This window comes from Sporosarcina sp. NCCP-2222, from assembly GCF_023168145.1.
Taxonomy (GTDB): domain Bacteria; phylum Bacillota; class Bacilli; order Bacillales_A; family Planococcaceae; genus Sporosarcina.
Genome location: NZ_BQYK01000001.1, coordinates 216,092 through 229,954, shown reverse-complemented (window position 1 = coordinate 229,954; position 13,863 = coordinate 216,092). Strand labels below are relative to the sequence as shown.

Below are 13,863 nucleotides of genomic sequence, written 5' to 3'. Positions count from 1 at the left end.
TTTGCCTTTCTGGCGATTTTTGTCTTTTAGTGTAAAGTAGAGAGATAGAAAGCAAGTTCCTGTTTGAAAGTGCGATAAAAGGGGGATTTGGAAATGAACGCTCAACGGAAGCGTATAATCATAACAGAAATTCAATATTGGAAGCAGAACAAATTGCTGCCAGAACATTATTGTGATTTTCTCATCACGTTATACGCGCGCGGGGAAGGCGACGAAGAGGAAGACACAAAGAGCTCCAAAGGGATTTTGGAACGTGAAAAGAACACAAAATGGGTTAAATTAGCGGGGCTGTGCTTCTTGGCGCTTTTAGCTTTCGGTGGAATGTTTGTACTTCGGGATTTCCCTATTGCCTCCATCTCTGCTGCGGCGATATTGGCATCCATTTTTTTAATCCTTTCAATTGGTAAGGCAGGCGCCAAGGCCGGGTTGTCTTCGCTCTTATACATACTTTCTGCATTTTTGCTGCTTGGCTTGTCATTAAAAGTTTGGCTGCTGTTTTTCGAAAATGAAACATTATTATTGCTTGGTTTGCTTGTTTTGAATTGCGTGCTATGGCTATTTGCCGGCAGATTGTTAAAATTACTATATTTCACGATTTCCGGTTCAGTCGGGCTGCTGCTTATTATCGGCTTCCTGTTCCTTTCCATGTAGTTTTCTGTGGGAAGCCGATTTTTTCTTATGTCAGTGGATTTTCCTCATGCCGGCATGCCTTGGTTACATAAGGTTTGCTAATAATACCTCAAATGTCTCCTGCAAGATATCTATTTTTAAAAGAGCCACTCCCTGCATGGCTACTGCACTATTCAACTCTTCTGCTAATGATTTATACTAAATATTTTCCTCTGCTCTTCCCATATATTACGTTGATTTCAAGGTTAATTTTTTCACTAAACTCCTCGACATATGATGTCGGGGTAGACAAAGTTACCCCAGGATGAATAGAAATCAATAATCAAGTCTGCCAGGAGAGCAACTTCGCTTTCCAAAGGCTTGGATGAAGCCAATCAAACAGCGAGGGGTTCGATTAATATTATTCCTGAGCTTATACATCCGTTGCTCTCTACGCAATTGTTTTAGCTAGCTAAGCCGTACTACGCTTCGACTTTTCTTGCTGTGTCTTCAGTTAAAGCTATTCCCAAAGAGGTCTACGTTGCGCTACCTACATTAGATACATTTTTTTATGGATGAGTAACTACATGTAGTCACTTGTACACTCTGCATGAGGGTATTGAACATTTTAATTTTCTTGACGTAAGTTGCTTGTTAGCAGAACATCCGTTGATTGGAGCGAAAGCCGCCACGAAGAACGGCTTTTGAGACAAAAAGCATAGCGTTTAGAGCATAAGTGCTGCCTTAATTTCAGTAAAACCCAGAAATACGGTAAATCGAACCCTTCGCTGTTCGATTAGCTATGAAATAATACCAGATTGGTTGTGAAGTTGTTATTCTATTCGTTATACTATGAATGTAAGCGTTCACAACAAGGGGGATGGAACAGATGAATTTTGATTTGACTGATGAGCAATTGATGATTCGTCGGACGATGAAGGAATTCGCAGACGAAGTGGTCGCACCTGGTGCAATCGAAAGAGATCGTACGAAGGCGTTTCCTTTATCAATTTTTAAGCAGCTGGGGGAAATGGGAATGATGGGCTTGCCGTTTCCTGAAGACTATGGGGGTGCGGGAGCAGATACAATCAGTTTTGCTATCGTGACAGAGGAACTAAGCCGGGCGTGTGCGTCCACAGGGATTACATACTCGGCCCATATTTCACTTGGAGGGACTCCGCTTCATTTATTCGGGACGGAAGAACAAAAAGAGAAATACTTGACGCCGATCTGTACTGGGGAGTCATTCGGCGCATTCGGATTAACCGAACCCAATGCAGGCTCGGATGCTGGGGGAACGCAAACGGCTGCAGTGGAAGATGGGGACGATTTCATTATTAATGGATCAAAAGTGTATATTACAAACGCAAGTCATGCGAAGCATTTGGCGCTGACGGCAGTTACCGGAATGGAAAATGGAAAGAAAGAGATCAGCGCCATTATCGTCCCGACTGACGCAGAAGGATTTAAAGTGATTGATAACTATGAAAAGATGGGACTTCATGCCTCAAATACTACGGAACTTGTACTCGAAAACGTTCGGGTACCGAAGGAGAATCTTCTAGGCAAGAGAGGCGAGGGATTCCGACAATTTTTAGTGACATTGGATGGAGGCCGGATTGGCATCGGTGCGATGGCAGTAGGGATTGCGCAAGCTGCTTATGACAAAGCATTGAAATACGCGAAAGAGCGTAAGCAATTTGGCAAAGCGTTGGCGGAATTCCAAGTGACACAATTCAAGCTCGCCGATATGGCGCTTAAAATTGAACTTGCCCGTAATATGGTGTATAAAGCGGCTTGGTTGAAAGATCAAGGAAGGCCGTTCACGAAGGAAGCGGCCATGTGCAAGTTGTATGCTTCGGAGATTGCAATGGAAGTTGCTGACGAAGCAATCCAGATTCATGGCGGCTATGGCTATATGAAGGAGTATGAGGTGGAGCGTTATATGAGAGATGCAAAGCTTCTGGAAATCGGTGAAGGTACTTCAGAAATTCAACGGATGGTTATAGCCCGCCAAATCGGTGTCATTTCCTGAAGGGAAAGAAAACAGTCGAAAGTTTGTCGAAATTGTCACAAAGAGCGAATTCTGCATGGATAACTCTTTCAGTTTTTCACCGGATACAGTACAATAATAGTTGTGCACTGTATAATTTTACAGAATAGATCCTGGTGAAGGAGGGTAATTCATTGAAAAACAATCCTGTTGTACCATTTATCCTGATATTCGCGCTTGGATTAGGACTCATTTTCTTCATGTCTCTTTACGGGGTCGATCAGAAGAAAGAAATTGCTGGGGCGGATGAAGAAGGAAAAACGGAAGAAACGGCGTCTAATGCTGAAGAGTTTGATCCAGAAGGATTCACTCAACAAAAATGTATCGCTTGCCACGGTGGAGACTTGACTGGTGGAGCGGGACCAAACCTTCATGGTCTATCCGAATCAAAGGAAAAGATTCACGAAATCATTAAGAATGGTCAAGGCGGCATGCCTGCTTTCGGTGGTCAAATTTCCGATGAGCAAATTGATCAGTTGGCAGACTACATCTTAACGCTTAAATGAGAAAAGGAGTCACCCGATGTGCAGCAGCATATCCGGTGGCTCTTTTTAATGTCGGGAGATGCAACGGAAAACGACATAATATACAATGGAAAAGGAAAGGTGGAGGTTTTTTGAATCCATTAAAATTATCGGAACGACTAGCGACAGTCGCTTCATTTATTGAAAAAGGAAGCGTATTAGCTGACATTGGCAGCGATCACGCCTATTTACCGTGCCACCTTGTTAAGACTGGTGCCATTGATCGCGCTGTTGCAGGAGAAGTGGCCAAAGGGCCGTATGAATCGGCGGTGGCGAATGTAGCAAAGGAAGGGCTTTCGAATGCCATTACGGTTCGGCTTGCAAATGGTTTGGCTGCATTGCAGGCGGAAGATAACGTTGAGACAATTACTATAGCCGGAATGGGCGGAACTTTGATTGCCGGAATACTGGAGGACGGAAAGGCAAGGCTGGAAGGCGTCAAACGTATCATTGCACAGCCGAATATCCATGCGATCGCAATCCGTTCTTGGTGCATGGACAACGGCTGGACACTTGTGGATGAGCGTATTTTGAAAGAAGACGATAAGATTTATGAAATCCTCGTGCTAGAACAGGGGCAGGGGACGTTTTCTGAGCTGGAACTGCTTGTCGGTCCTTTTTTGCTGGCTGAAAAATCGCCAGTATTTATTGAAAAGTGGACGCGGGAGCTGGAGGAATGGAAACGGGTTCTCCGTGCTATCGAAAATGCAGGACATTCGGACGAAGCTTTCGCAAAGAAGTCTCAATTGCAATCGAAAATTGAAATGGTAGGGAAGGTGCTGTCAAATTGAAGAAAGTGAACGGTCATGAGATCATCACCCTTTTTGAGCAATGGGCGCCAAAACGGTATGCGGAAGATTGGGATCCTGTCGGCCTGCATATCGGGCAGTTGAATCGGCCAGTCAAAAAAGTATTGGTGACGCTGGATGTTAATGAAGCTGTCGTATCAGAGGCGATTGAGAAGGGGGCAAATTTAATCATCGCCCACCATCCGCCCATTTTCAAACCAATGAAGTTTTTGTGGACGGATACGCCACAGGGACGTTTGATAGAAAAATGCATAAAGAACGACATTGCTGTGTATGCGGCGCACACTAATTTGGACGTAGCACCCGGTGGAGTAAATGATTTGCTGGCGGCTCGCTTAGAATTGGAAAACACGATTGTTATGGAGCCAACAATTCACGACCCTTTGTACAAGCTGGCTGTTTTTTGTCCGGTTGATCATGCGGATCGACTCCGGGATGCATTGGCGAAGGCTGGCGCAGGGGCGATTGGTGATTATGCCGGTTGCAGCTTCACAACGACAGGAACTGGACGATTTGTTCCTGCCGAAGGAGCAAATCCGTTTATCGGGGAAATCGGGAAATTGGAGGAAGTGGCCGAAGAACGGATCGAAGTTGTGATGCCTGGAACTCTGCGTACAAAAGTGTTGAAGGCAATGCTGGCCGTCCATCCTTATGAAGAGCCCGCATATGACTTTTTTGTGCTCGATCAAAGGACAAATGAACTGGGATTAGGAAGAGTCGGCGAACTACAGGAGAGCATGTCACTTGCTCAATTTGCAGAGCATGTTAAGCGGACGCTCGATGTCCCGTCTGTCCGAATTGTCGGGGATATGGAGAAGCCGATCCGGAAAGTCGCAGTTCTTGGCGGCAGCGGGCCCAAATATATCAATTCTGCGAAACGGAGAGGCGCAGATGTTTTCGTAACTGGAGATATGGATTTCCATACTGCCCAAGATGCAGAAAATATAGATTTGGCAATTGTCGATCCAGGTCATCACGTAGAAAAAGTCATGATAACCGGGGTAGCGGACTATATGCAAAAGCTCTGTGCGGATAAAAAGTTCGATGTCACGTTCATTCCTTCCGACATTCAAACGGAACCTTTTCGTTTCGTATAAAAGATAGTCTGGAAATGCACTCATTCGAGTAAATTAAAAAGCTGCCTCCTCTTTGAGAAAAGGCAGCTTTCATCTTCTCCAGATGATTGTACGGCATTATAATTTTGCGTAAGGCTCGATTCGATTAACAGGAGTCGGATTTTTGATTTTTGGAAGTATCTTTTCCAGTTTGAATTTGCGTTCCGGATTGTGTGTAGAAGGATCTTCTGGATTGAATTGCTCCAGAAACGCGATCACTTCCCGGACTACAATGGTCGGGGTGGAAGCTCCGGCAGTAACGGCGACAGTTTCGACCCCGTGTAACCAGTCAATTTCAATTTCTGCTACATCGGAAACACGATAAGCTGGTGTACCGGCGATTTCCACAGACACCTGTGTCAAGCGGTTTGAGTTATTGCTTTTAGGATCACCCACCACAATTAGAAGATCAGCTTCTCCTGCTTGCTCAGCGACAGCTTCCTGTCTTACTTGGGTCGCAAGGCAAATTTCCTTATGAACTTCAATGTGTGGATACTTTTCCTTCAAAGCATCCATAATATGGGCAACGTCCCACTGACTCATAGTCGTTTGATTTGTCACGAGCAGCTTCTTGTTGTCAATCGTCGTCTTCTCAACATCTTCTACCGTTTCAATTAAATGAACGGCATTCGGTGCAATGCCGATTGCGCCTTCTGGTTCCGGATGATATTTTTTCCCGATATATATAATCTCGTATCCTTCTGCCACTTTTTCTTCTATCAAATGATGGGTGACAGAGACATCCGGACAAGTTGCATCAATCGAGACAAGTCCTTTCCTGCGGGCCAGTTCACGAACTTCAGGAGAGACGCCGTGTGCTGTGAAAATAACGGTGCCCGTTTCCACTTTGTTCAGGATATCAAGGCGGTCTTTGCCGTCGAGTGTGATAATTCCATCCTCTTCGAAGGCATCAGTAACGTGTTTATTATGAACAATCATGCCCAAGATATAAATGGGCCTTGGTAATGTTTTGTCGAGCGCTGCATTTCTTGCAATTACCATTGCATCGACAACCCCGTAGCAATAGCCCCTCGGGGAAATCTTTAATACTTTCATCGAAACTCACTCCTCTAATGGGCTCTATGTCCATTATAGTTGGAGTTGAACGGAGTTTCAAACTTATATCGTTGGAGGCTGGAAAATGCGTGGTGTGGAAACCCCTGCAGCAGCGCGGGCCGCTGCCCTTGGCGCTGCCGCCGCTGCTGCGTTTGCTGCGCCTTGCGCGGCAGTGCCGGCTGATGGAATCGATTGGAACCCTTTATATAATTTCCACATCGCCGGCAAGTTTTGAATCATGGGAGCAAATTGCTGGATCAGCGGAGCGTATTGTTGCGCCGTATTCATGAAACGATTTGCAGTCTGCATGTACATCTCCATTTTGGATGTGTTTTGACCAGGTGCTCCTTGGCCTGCGGCGCCAAATTGATTTCCCATGCCTGGGCCTGGGAAAGGCTGTCGAGGCATTGGCTGGTTTCCGGGCTGGAATTGTGGGCCAAACCCGGATGGTCTCATGGCAATTGGGGATGACTGCTGTTGCCGCATGAATGGATAGAAGGATTGATATCTCATTATGAACCCCTTTCTTTTCATTGGTTTTGACCTTCACGCTATATAGTATGCGAAATTCACTTACGGCGGAACGGAATCATGCTACAATAAGAGTATGTTAGGAGGCATACAATGTCTAAATATACAGATTATCAATTTAAACCATTTTTACGGGATGCCATTTCCCGTCTCGGTTTTATCGAACCGACACCAATACAAAAAGAGATGATACCACTCATTCTCAAAGGGTCGAAGGCAATTGGCCAAGCACATACCGGAACAGGAAAGTCGCATAGCTTCCTTATTCCGATTGTCGAGAGAATGGAGATAGATACTGAGCAGCTCCAAGCTGTCATTACGGCTCCTACACGTGAGCTGGCGACGCAGTTGTTCACAGAGCTGAACAAACTGACAGAAGGAACGGAAATACGGAGCGCTTTGCTGATCGGTGGAACTGACAAGCAGAGAACAATCGGTAAACTGAAGTCGGCTCCACATGTTGTCGTCGGAACGCCAGGTCGGATTCGAGATATGGCGGATAATGGAGCACTAGGAGTCCACACAGCTTCCATTCTCGTAATTGATGAAGCCGACTTGGCATTTGACATGGGCTTCATTGAAGATATCGATCAGTTTGCAGCACGGATGCCAGCTAATCTGGAAATGTACGTTTTTTCAGCTACTATTCCTGAAAAGCTGAAGCCCTTCCTTGCGAAATATATGGATTCTCCGGTCCATATCCAAATTGGCAAACGGAAACCTTTAACAGAAGGCATGCATTATTCGCTCGTTCCGGTTCGTTCGATGGACCGGAAGAAGAAGCTGCTGCAGGTTTTGAACGGGATTAATCCGTATTTAGCTATTGTTTTCACGAATACAAAGCAACATGCGGATGAAATAGCTGATTACCTCTCGGGACATGGCATCAAAGCTGGCCGTATCCATGGAGATCTCACGCCGCGTGAAAGAACGCGCATGATGAAGCAAGTGCGCGATTTGGAATTCCAATATATTGTTGCGACCGACTTGGCGGCCAGAGGTATAGATATTCCAGGCGTCAGCCATGTCATTAACTATGAATTGCCGGAGGATCTGGAGTTTTTCATTCACCGGGTAGGCCGGACGGCGCGTGCTGGATTAGAAGGAATCGCCATTACGTTATACGAGCCTTCTGAAGATGATAAAATTGTGCAAATTGAAAAATTAGGCATTCCATTTATCCATGAAGATATAAAGAACGGCGAATGGCAAGAAGTGAAGGAGCGCCATGCACGAAAAAGAAGAGTCAAAGAAACGGACGATCTTGATCGGAAAGCGGCTTCCTATGTCAGAAAGCCGGATAAAGTGAAACCGGGCTATAAAAAGAAAATGGCCAGAGAGATGGAAAGCTTCAAAAAGAGGGAAAGGAGATTGAAACGTAAAAAATGACACAGCAACCAATCCTGTTAGGATCCCACGTATCGATGAGCGGCAAAGAGATGTTGCTCGGTTCAAGCAAGGAAGCTGCAAGTTATGGGGCAAGCACGTTTATGATATATACAGGTGCTCCTCAAAATACGCGAAGAAAACCGATAGAGGAATTGAATATTGAGACCGGACAGCTCCATATGCAAGAAAATGGAATGTCAAATATTGTGGTACATGCACCGTATATAATCAATATCGGCAATACGACCAAGCCGGAAACTTTTCGCCTGGGAGTGGATTTCTTGCAGAAGGAAATCGAGCGGACAGCGGCCCTTGGAGTCAATCAGATTGTACTTCATCCAGGTGCCCATGTAGGGGCAGGTGCAGAAGCTGGAATTGCCAAGATCATTGAGGGATTAAATGAAGTCTTGTCCGATGATTCAACTGTGCGGATCGCCTTGGAAACGATGGCCGGAAAAGGAAGCGAGTGCGGCAGGAATTTTGAGGAGCTCGCGCGGATAATCGACGGCGTCTCAAACAATGAGCGCTTGTCTGTCTGCTTCGATACGTGCCATGTGCACGACGCGGGATACGATATCGTAAACGATTTTGATGGAGTTCTGGATGAATTTGACCGGATTGTTGGCAAAGACCGAATTTCCGTTATCCATGTCAATGACAGCAAAAACGAATGCGGCGCTATGAAGGATCGCCACGAGAACATTGGCTTCGGCCATATCGGGTTTGAGCCTTTATGCTATATCGTCCATCATCCAGAGTTTCAATCGGTTCCAAAAATATTGGAAACTCCATTCATTGGGACAGATGCCAAAAATAAAAAGGCTCCATATGAAAAAGAGATTGAAATGCTCCGGACAAAAACATTCCAAAGTGAATTGCAAACTGTTTGAAGCAACTCTAGAACAACTAAATGACCGGTTATTATTCATTAGAAAGCAGTAGAGGAGAATCCGTAAAAAGATTCTGCTCTACTCCTCTAATCCGGTTACATCAAATCCAAATAACTTCTAAATAATTCTTCTCCTTTTTTCTCCCCGACTGCTTGCTTCACTTTGGTGATAAAGCTTTCCGGTACGCCGGAAAACAGCCAGTGAAACGAAATCTCATCTAACAAGGGCCGTAACGCTTGGATTTCCTCTGCATTTAGTGAAATGCCATGCGTACTGGCTAGCTGTTGCGCTTCTTCAACGCTGCACGTTTTCAATTGATTGATAAACTGAAGTAATTCCAAATTACACCATTCCTTCTCAATATGTTGTCAGAAGACCGAAATTCCGCTATACTACATAGGCAACAAATCGTAACGGTTACTATTCATTTGTGGATAGTTTATGGCTGGTTTACGCGATACCGCCTGTTTTGATAGAGAGGGATTTGTCTATGAAGAATACAATTATTGAATGCAAGGATGTCAGTTTTACGTATGACCATACGGATGTCCTTGAACATATATCATTAGAAGTCAAGGAAGGGGAATTTTGGGCCTTAATTGGACCGAATGGTTCGGGTAAGTCTACGCTGATCAAGCTTATTTTGGGTTTGATAAAACCAAGCAGCGGTTCGATCAAACTGTTTGGCGAAGAGATGTCATCCTTTCGTCAGCGTGAGCGGATCGGATATGTTTCCCAAAAGTCGAATGCGTTTAATTCGGGTTTTCCGGCCACTGTCTTAGAAGTAGTCCGAAGTGGTTTGACCCGTAAGACCGGCTTATTCAAGCGCTTTACAAAAAGGGACGATCAGCAGGCAATGGAAGCTTTAAAAATTGTCAAGATGGATCCATATCATTCCCGCCCGATCGGTGAACTTTCCGGTGGCCAACAGCAACGGGTCTTCATTGCCAGAGCGCTCGTCGGAAAACCAGATCTCCTTATTATGGATGAACCGACAGTAGGGATCGACCAGCAAAATATCGCGTCTTTCTATTCTATGCTTCAAACGCTCAACCGTGAACATGGAATTGCCATTCTCCTCGTGACTCATGAGATTGATATTGTCACCGATCTAGCCTCGCATGTCGCATGCCTGAATCGGACGATTCATTTCCATGGAGTACAGTCTGATTATAAGAAGATGGACGATATCGACATCTCCAACTGGTATGGACATCCAGTGCGCAGAGTCCATCAAAGTGATCGGGAGGCGGAAAGATGATCGAAGCCATTTTTAATTATGAATTTCTTCAAAATGCATTTTTATCGGGTATTATCATTGGTATCATCGCTCCATTGCTTGGCTTGTTTATTGTTGTCAGGCGTCTGGCGCTTATTGCGGACGCATTGAGCCATGTGGCCCTGGCCGGGATAGCGGGAAGTCTGTATTTGAGCCAGCAGGTGTTGTTCTTGTCGGCGCTGAATCCTATATATCTAGGAATGGCCGCGGCGGTGGGCGGCTCCTTATTAATCGAGCGGCTACGGGGGGCTTATCGTCATTTCGAGGAACTGGCCATCCCGATCATCCTGTCAGCAGGCATCGGAGTTGGTGCAATCTTTATTTCCCTCGCCAAGGGGTTTGGGACGGATCTTGTCGGATATTTGTTCGGCTCAGTCTCTGCGGTAAGCCGGCAAGACTTAGGGATTGTCGCTTTTATTGCGCTTTGTGTCATCGGATTCGTCTATTTCTTTTATAAGGAATTGTTTGCCCTTTCGTTCGACCGGGAGTATGCAAAAGTTTCTGGCGTGCAGGGGAAATTGATCCAAACAATCTTTATGATTATCGTAGCACTTGTCATTGGGGCTTCCATGAGGATTGTCGGGATCTTGCTTGTTTCCTCTTTGATGACATTGCCGGTTGCTGCTGCAATCCAATTGGCAAAGAGTTTTAAAGGGGCTATGCTCTATTCGATCGCCATAGGTGAATTGTCTGTCCTGATTGGTTTGGTTTCCGCATATTATTTGGATATCGCGCCTGGTGGTACAATCGTTATTACATCAGTCATCATTTTATTGCTTGTATTACTCTTTAAAAAGACGTGGCAGAAAATGGTCAGAACAAAAGGGGAGGCGGATGTGGTATGACACTTGATGAAGCATGGAGAATCTTATCCGAACATCAATTTAAACGGACAAAAAACAGAGAGACGCTGCTTGAATATTTTGCAGCGCATGACAAATATATGTCGGCCATGGAAGTCCGTAATTTTATGGCTCAGGACAATCCCGGAATCAGTTATGACACAATCTATCGTAATTTGGCGACGTTTTCCGAACTTAAGATTTTGGAAGAGACCGAATTGAATGGCGAACGGCATTTTAGAATGCAATGTGATGCAAAGAATCATCATCACCACTTTATTTGCACGGAATGCGGCAAAACGAGAAGCATTTCCCATTGTCCCATGGAAATCGTAACCGATGAGCTGTCAGGCTATGAAGTGGAAGGCCATAAATTTGAGATATACGGCAAATGTCCAATTTGTATAACTTAAAGAAAAAAGGGCATGTGCTCTCCTTTATTTGGAGAGCACATGCCCAATTAGATTGTAGAGAACCTAGTAACTTCGGAGTTTGCCTGTAATCTTTTTTTTCTATGAAAGAAGGGTGAACATGCTGTTGCTTTCTGTTTGTCACTCTGTAAATAAAATACGAAAAAAGGGCTGAGCCAGAAAGACTTTTCTGGTCCAACCCTTTTTCTTATATTGTTTGTTTAATCGGGAAGAGGCGTTTCAACCATTGATCTGCTTCGTTCCAGTCTGTGACCCGAATGACTCCCTCGGGTATAGCGGAACGATTATAGGGTGTGTCAAATAAAAACACAGGGATGTTCAGCTCTTCATGAAGAGCGACCGCGTTATCATGCTTATCTTCAAAAAAACAATGGACACCAAATTGTTTGGCGGCCTCAATCTTATGGTGGCTGCCAATCAGCTCGATATGGTCATACGGAATTTCTTCTCGCTGAAACCAATCCACTGTACAATCCATGACATTTTCACCGCGAGCGGAAATATAGAACAGTTCAAATGTCTCTTGCCATTTGGATAAGATGTCTTTCGCAAATTCTTGGGCAGGGGAGGTTCTGTAAATATGCTCCTCCGCCTGCCGGTACCACTCGTAGAACTCGGCTTCTTCGACATCAAACGCTTTTGTCAGGTCGTACTCTTTAATTTGATCGAGCACCAGATTGCACCCAAACCGTTCATTAATATGTGGCAGCAGCGATGTCGGGCAGGTAACCGTTCCATCGATGTCGATGCCTAGACGGAATCGCCTCATTCAACTGATCCACCTGAAAGCTGTAATTCCTCTTGACGTTTCTTTTCGAAGTATTCCGCTGCGATTTTATCAATTTCCATTTTCAATTCTTCGACCATTGTCTCTTCCGGTACTTTACGGACTGTTTTCCCTTTCATGAACAAAAGTCCTTCGCCGCGTGCGCCTGCAATACCGATGTCTGCCTCACGTGCTTCACCAGGTCCGTTGACGGCACAGCCAAGCACTGCCACTTTAATAGGGGCTTTAATAGTGGAAATGTACTCTTCCACTTCATTGGCGATGGAAATCAAGTCGATTTCAATCCGGCCGCATGTCGGGCAAGAAATTAATGTTGCCGCGTTGGATGAAAGGCCGAACACTTTCAGCAATTCCCGCGCCACTTTTACTTCCTGCACTGGGTCAGCACTGAGCGATACGCGCAGTGTATTCCCGATGCCGGCTGAAAGCAATGTTCCAAGTCCAGCAGCACTTTTAATGGAACCAGCAAACAAAGTTCCGGATTCCGTGATGCCTAAATGCAATGGATAATCAAAAGCAGCAGCGGCTTTTTTATATGCTTCCACCGCCAAATTGACATCCGATGCTTTCAGGGAAACGATAATGTCGTGGAAATCAAGGTCTTCTAAAATCTTGATATGGTGCAGGGCACTCTCTACCATGCCGTCCGCAGTGGGATAGCCGTACTTTTTCAAAATGTGTTTTTCCAAGGAGCCCGCATTAACTCCAATACGGATCGGAATCCCTTTCGCTTTGGCTGCCTTAACGACCGCCTCCACTTTTTCCTGGCGTCCGATATTTCCTGGATTGATCCGGATTTTATCCGCTCCTTGCTCGATGGCGATTAATGCTAATTTATAATCAAAATGGATATCTACAACTAAAGGGATGTTGATACGTTTCTTAATCTCTCCGATTGCATAAGCTGCCCGTTCATCAGGGCAAGCGACCCGCACAACTTGGCATCCGGCTTCCTCGAGGCGCAGGATTTCCGCGACTGTTGCATCCACATCATGTGTTTTTGTTGTCGCCATACTTTGAATGAATAGCTCGTTGCTTCCGCCGATTGTCAGATTGCCGACTTTGACGGGACGTGTTTTCGATCTGTGTATCATTTCACTCATTTATGTTCTCTCCTTAAAAACTCGTATCTACCTACTCATTTTATCAATCAACCTGATAAAAAGAAAGGAACAGTACTTGGAATTGCTTTATTCACATAGATTGACGGAATTTGTCGACACTGGCAACTTGACTGACAGTCCGCCAATCAATTCCTGGTTTTGTAAGTAAGGATTGAGGGAATAGAAAGTGGATAAACGCTCTACAAACGAAAGGTTTGGATCCGGATATAAAGCGAACAGTGATTCAATTGTATCCCCATCAATCGTCTTGACCTGGATGACAGCCTGCTTGTCCTCTTCGCAAGGTATTTCCTCTGCAAAGAAAGAAGCGAGTGGAATCGTGCCGTCTGTCAGATCCTCTTTAAGAATGTGAAAAATAAGAAACAGGATAATGGCCGCAAGTAAAGTTCTCATCATATATCCCCCCTGCGGGAAATATATGCGC

General features: G+C 45.1%; 16 protein-coding genes. 10 read left to right on the top strand and 6 right to left on the bottom strand.

Annotated elements, in window-relative coordinates; all coding sequences use genetic code 11:
• The first annotated feature begins 93 nt into the window (after positions 1–93).
• The 5 genes from NCCP2222_RS01335 (at position 94) to NCCP2222_RS01315 (ending at position 5,092) form a co-directional block, all read left to right on the top strand.
• Positions 94–651: a hypothetical protein gene (locus tag NCCP2222_RS01335; RefSeq protein WP_248508903.1), complete on the top strand. Its 558-nt coding sequence runs from the start codon at positions 94–96 to the stop codon at positions 649–651.
• A gap of 847 nt (positions 652–1,498) precedes the next feature.
• Positions 1,499–2,644: an acyl-CoA dehydrogenase family protein gene (locus NCCP2222_RS01330; RefSeq protein ID WP_248508899.1), complete on the top strand. Its 1,146-nt coding sequence runs from the start codon at positions 1,499–1,501 to the stop codon at positions 2,642–2,644.
• 152 nt (positions 2,645–2,796) lie between these two features.
• Positions 2,797–3,168 carry a cytochrome c550 gene (cccA, locus tag NCCP2222_RS01325; protein WP_248508897.1) on the top strand — a complete coding sequence of 124 codons (372 nt, stop codon included), beginning with the start codon at positions 2,797–2,799 and terminating at the stop codon, positions 3,166–3,168.
• Positions 3,169–3,278: 110 nt separating this feature from the next.
• Positions 3,279–3,977, top strand: coding sequence for a tRNA (adenine(22)-N(1))-methyltransferase (locus NCCP2222_RS01320; protein WP_248508895.1), 699 nt, complete (start codon positions 3,279–3,281; stop codon positions 3,975–3,977).
• Positions 3,974–5,092 carry a Nif3-like dinuclear metal center hexameric protein gene (locus tag NCCP2222_RS01315; protein WP_248508893.1) on the top strand — a complete coding sequence of 373 codons (1,119 nt, stop codon included), beginning with the start codon at positions 3,974–3,976 and terminating at the stop codon, positions 5,090–5,092. Before NCCP2222_RS01320 ends, NCCP2222_RS01315 begins: the two co-directional genes overlap by 4 nt.
• A 96-nt stretch (positions 5,093–5,188) precedes the next feature.
• On the opposite strand, the gene NCCP2222_RS01310 is transcribed toward NCCP2222_RS01315, so the two are convergent.
• Positions 5,189–6,166, bottom strand: a complete 978-nt coding sequence (locus NCCP2222_RS01310; RefSeq protein WP_248508890.1) for a 4-hydroxy-3-methylbut-2-enyl diphosphate reductase — start codon at positions 6,164–6,166, stop codon at positions 5,189–5,191.
• 63 nt (positions 6,167–6,229) lie between these two features.
• Complete coding sequence (gene vrrA, locus NCCP2222_RS01305; protein ID WP_248508889.1) at positions 6,230–6,679, bottom strand: VrrA/YqfQ family protein; 450 nt, start codon at positions 6,677–6,679, stop codon at positions 6,230–6,232.
• 111 nt (positions 6,680–6,790) lie between these two features.
• On the opposite strand from vrrA, the gene NCCP2222_RS01300 reads away from it, so the two are divergent.
• Positions 6,791–8,086: a DEAD/DEAH box helicase gene (locus tag NCCP2222_RS01300; protein ID WP_248508888.1), complete on the top strand. Its 1,296-nt coding sequence runs from the start codon at positions 6,791–6,793 to the stop codon at positions 8,084–8,086.
• An 11-nt stretch (positions 8,087–8,097) separates the two neighbouring features.
• Positions 8,098–8,976: a deoxyribonuclease IV gene (locus tag NCCP2222_RS01295; RefSeq protein WP_248509760.1), complete on the top strand. Its 879-nt coding sequence runs from the start codon at positions 8,098–8,100 to the stop codon at positions 8,974–8,976.
• Between the two features lie 95 nt (positions 8,977–9,071).
• On the opposite strand, the gene NCCP2222_RS01290 is transcribed toward NCCP2222_RS01295, so the two are convergent.
• Positions 9,072–9,317, bottom strand: a complete 246-nt coding sequence (locus tag NCCP2222_RS01290; protein ID WP_248508886.1) for a hypothetical protein — start codon at positions 9,315–9,317, stop codon at positions 9,072–9,074.
• Between the two features lie 149 nt (positions 9,318–9,466).
• Here NCCP2222_RS01290 and NCCP2222_RS01285 point away from each other — a divergent pair, with 149 nt between their 5' ends.
• The 3 genes from NCCP2222_RS01285 to NCCP2222_RS01275 are packed head-to-tail and all read left to right on the top strand — an operon-like array spanning position 9,467 to position 11,510.
• Entirely contained in the window at positions 9,467–10,237 is a 771-nt protein-coding gene (locus tag NCCP2222_RS01285) for a metal ABC transporter ATP-binding protein (protein ID WP_248508884.1), read from the top strand.
• Entirely contained in the window at positions 10,234–11,100 is an 867-nt protein-coding gene (locus tag NCCP2222_RS01280) for a metal ABC transporter permease (protein WP_248508882.1), read from the top strand. The genes NCCP2222_RS01285 and NCCP2222_RS01280 overlap by 4 nt, the downstream gene beginning before the upstream one ends.
• Positions 11,097–11,510: a Fur family transcriptional regulator gene (locus tag NCCP2222_RS01275; protein ID WP_248508874.1), complete on the top strand. Its 414-nt coding sequence runs from the start codon at positions 11,097–11,099 to the stop codon at positions 11,508–11,510. The genes NCCP2222_RS01280 and NCCP2222_RS01275 overlap by 4 nt, the downstream gene beginning before the upstream one ends.
• A 205-nt stretch (positions 11,511–11,715) precedes the next feature.
• On the opposite strand, the gene NCCP2222_RS01270 is transcribed toward NCCP2222_RS01275, so the two are convergent.
• The 3 genes from NCCP2222_RS01270 to NCCP2222_RS01260 all read right to left on the bottom strand — a co-directional run bounded on the left by NCCP2222_RS01270 (position 11,716) and on the right by NCCP2222_RS01260 (position 13,832).
• On the bottom strand, positions 11,716–12,297 hold the full coding sequence (locus NCCP2222_RS01270) for a hypothetical protein (protein ID WP_248508872.1): 582 nt from the start codon (positions 12,295–12,297) through the stop codon (positions 11,716–11,718).
• Positions 12,294–13,409, bottom strand: coding sequence for a flavodoxin-dependent (E)-4-hydroxy-3-methylbut-2-enyl-diphosphate synthase (gene ispG / locus NCCP2222_RS01265; RefSeq protein ID WP_248509759.1), 1,116 nt, complete (start codon positions 13,407–13,409; stop codon positions 12,294–12,296). Before ispG ends, NCCP2222_RS01270 begins: the two co-directional genes overlap by 4 nt.
• 96 nt (positions 13,410–13,505) lie before the next feature.
• The gene (locus NCCP2222_RS01260; RefSeq protein WP_248508870.1) at positions 13,506–13,832 is read right to left on the bottom strand and encodes a hypothetical protein; all 327 of its coding nucleotides are present in this window, start codon (positions 13,830–13,832) and stop codon (positions 13,506–13,508) included.
• Positions 13,833–13,863: the final 31 nt, after the last annotated feature.

Bases quoted from the DNA above. Each gene is read 5' to 3' on its own strand.
- vrrA (WP_248508889.1), bottom strand. From the start codon at position 6,679: ATGAGATATCAATCCTTCTATCCATTCATGCGGCAACAGCAGTCATCC.
- ispG (WP_248509759.1), bottom strand. From the start codon at position 13,409: ATGATACACAGATCGAAAACACGTCCCGTCAAAGTCGGCAATCTGACA.
- NCCP2222_RS01300 (WP_248508888.1), top strand. From the start codon at position 6,791: ATGTCTAAATATACAGATTATCAATTTAAACCATTTTTACGGGATGCC.
- NCCP2222_RS01285 (WP_248508884.1), top strand. From the start codon at position 9,467: ATGAAGAATACAATTATTGAATGCAAGGATGTCAGTTTTACGTATGAC.
- NCCP2222_RS01335 (WP_248508903.1), top strand. From the start codon at position 94: ATGAACGCTCAACGGAAGCGTATAATCATAACAGAAATTCAATATTGG.
- NCCP2222_RS01310 (WP_248508890.1), bottom strand. From the start codon at position 6,166: ATGAAAGTATTAAAGATTTCCCCGAGGGGCTATTGCTACGGGGTTGTC.
- NCCP2222_RS01275 (WP_248508874.1), top strand. From the start codon at position 11,097: ATGACACTTGATGAAGCATGGAGAATCTTATCCGAACATCAATTTAAA.
- NCCP2222_RS01330 (WP_248508899.1), top strand. From the start codon at position 1,499: ATGAATTTTGATTTGACTGATGAGCAATTGATGATTCGTCGGACGATG.
- NCCP2222_RS01280 (WP_248508882.1), top strand. From the start codon at position 10,234: ATGATCGAAGCCATTTTTAATTATGAATTTCTTCAAAATGCATTTTTA.
- NCCP2222_RS01260 (WP_248508870.1), bottom strand. From the start codon at position 13,832: ATGAGAACTTTACTTGCGGCCATTATCCTGTTTCTTATTTTTCACATT.
- NCCP2222_RS01270 (WP_248508872.1), bottom strand. From the start codon at position 12,297: ATGAGGCGATTCCGTCTAGGCATCGACATCGATGGAACGGTTACCTGC.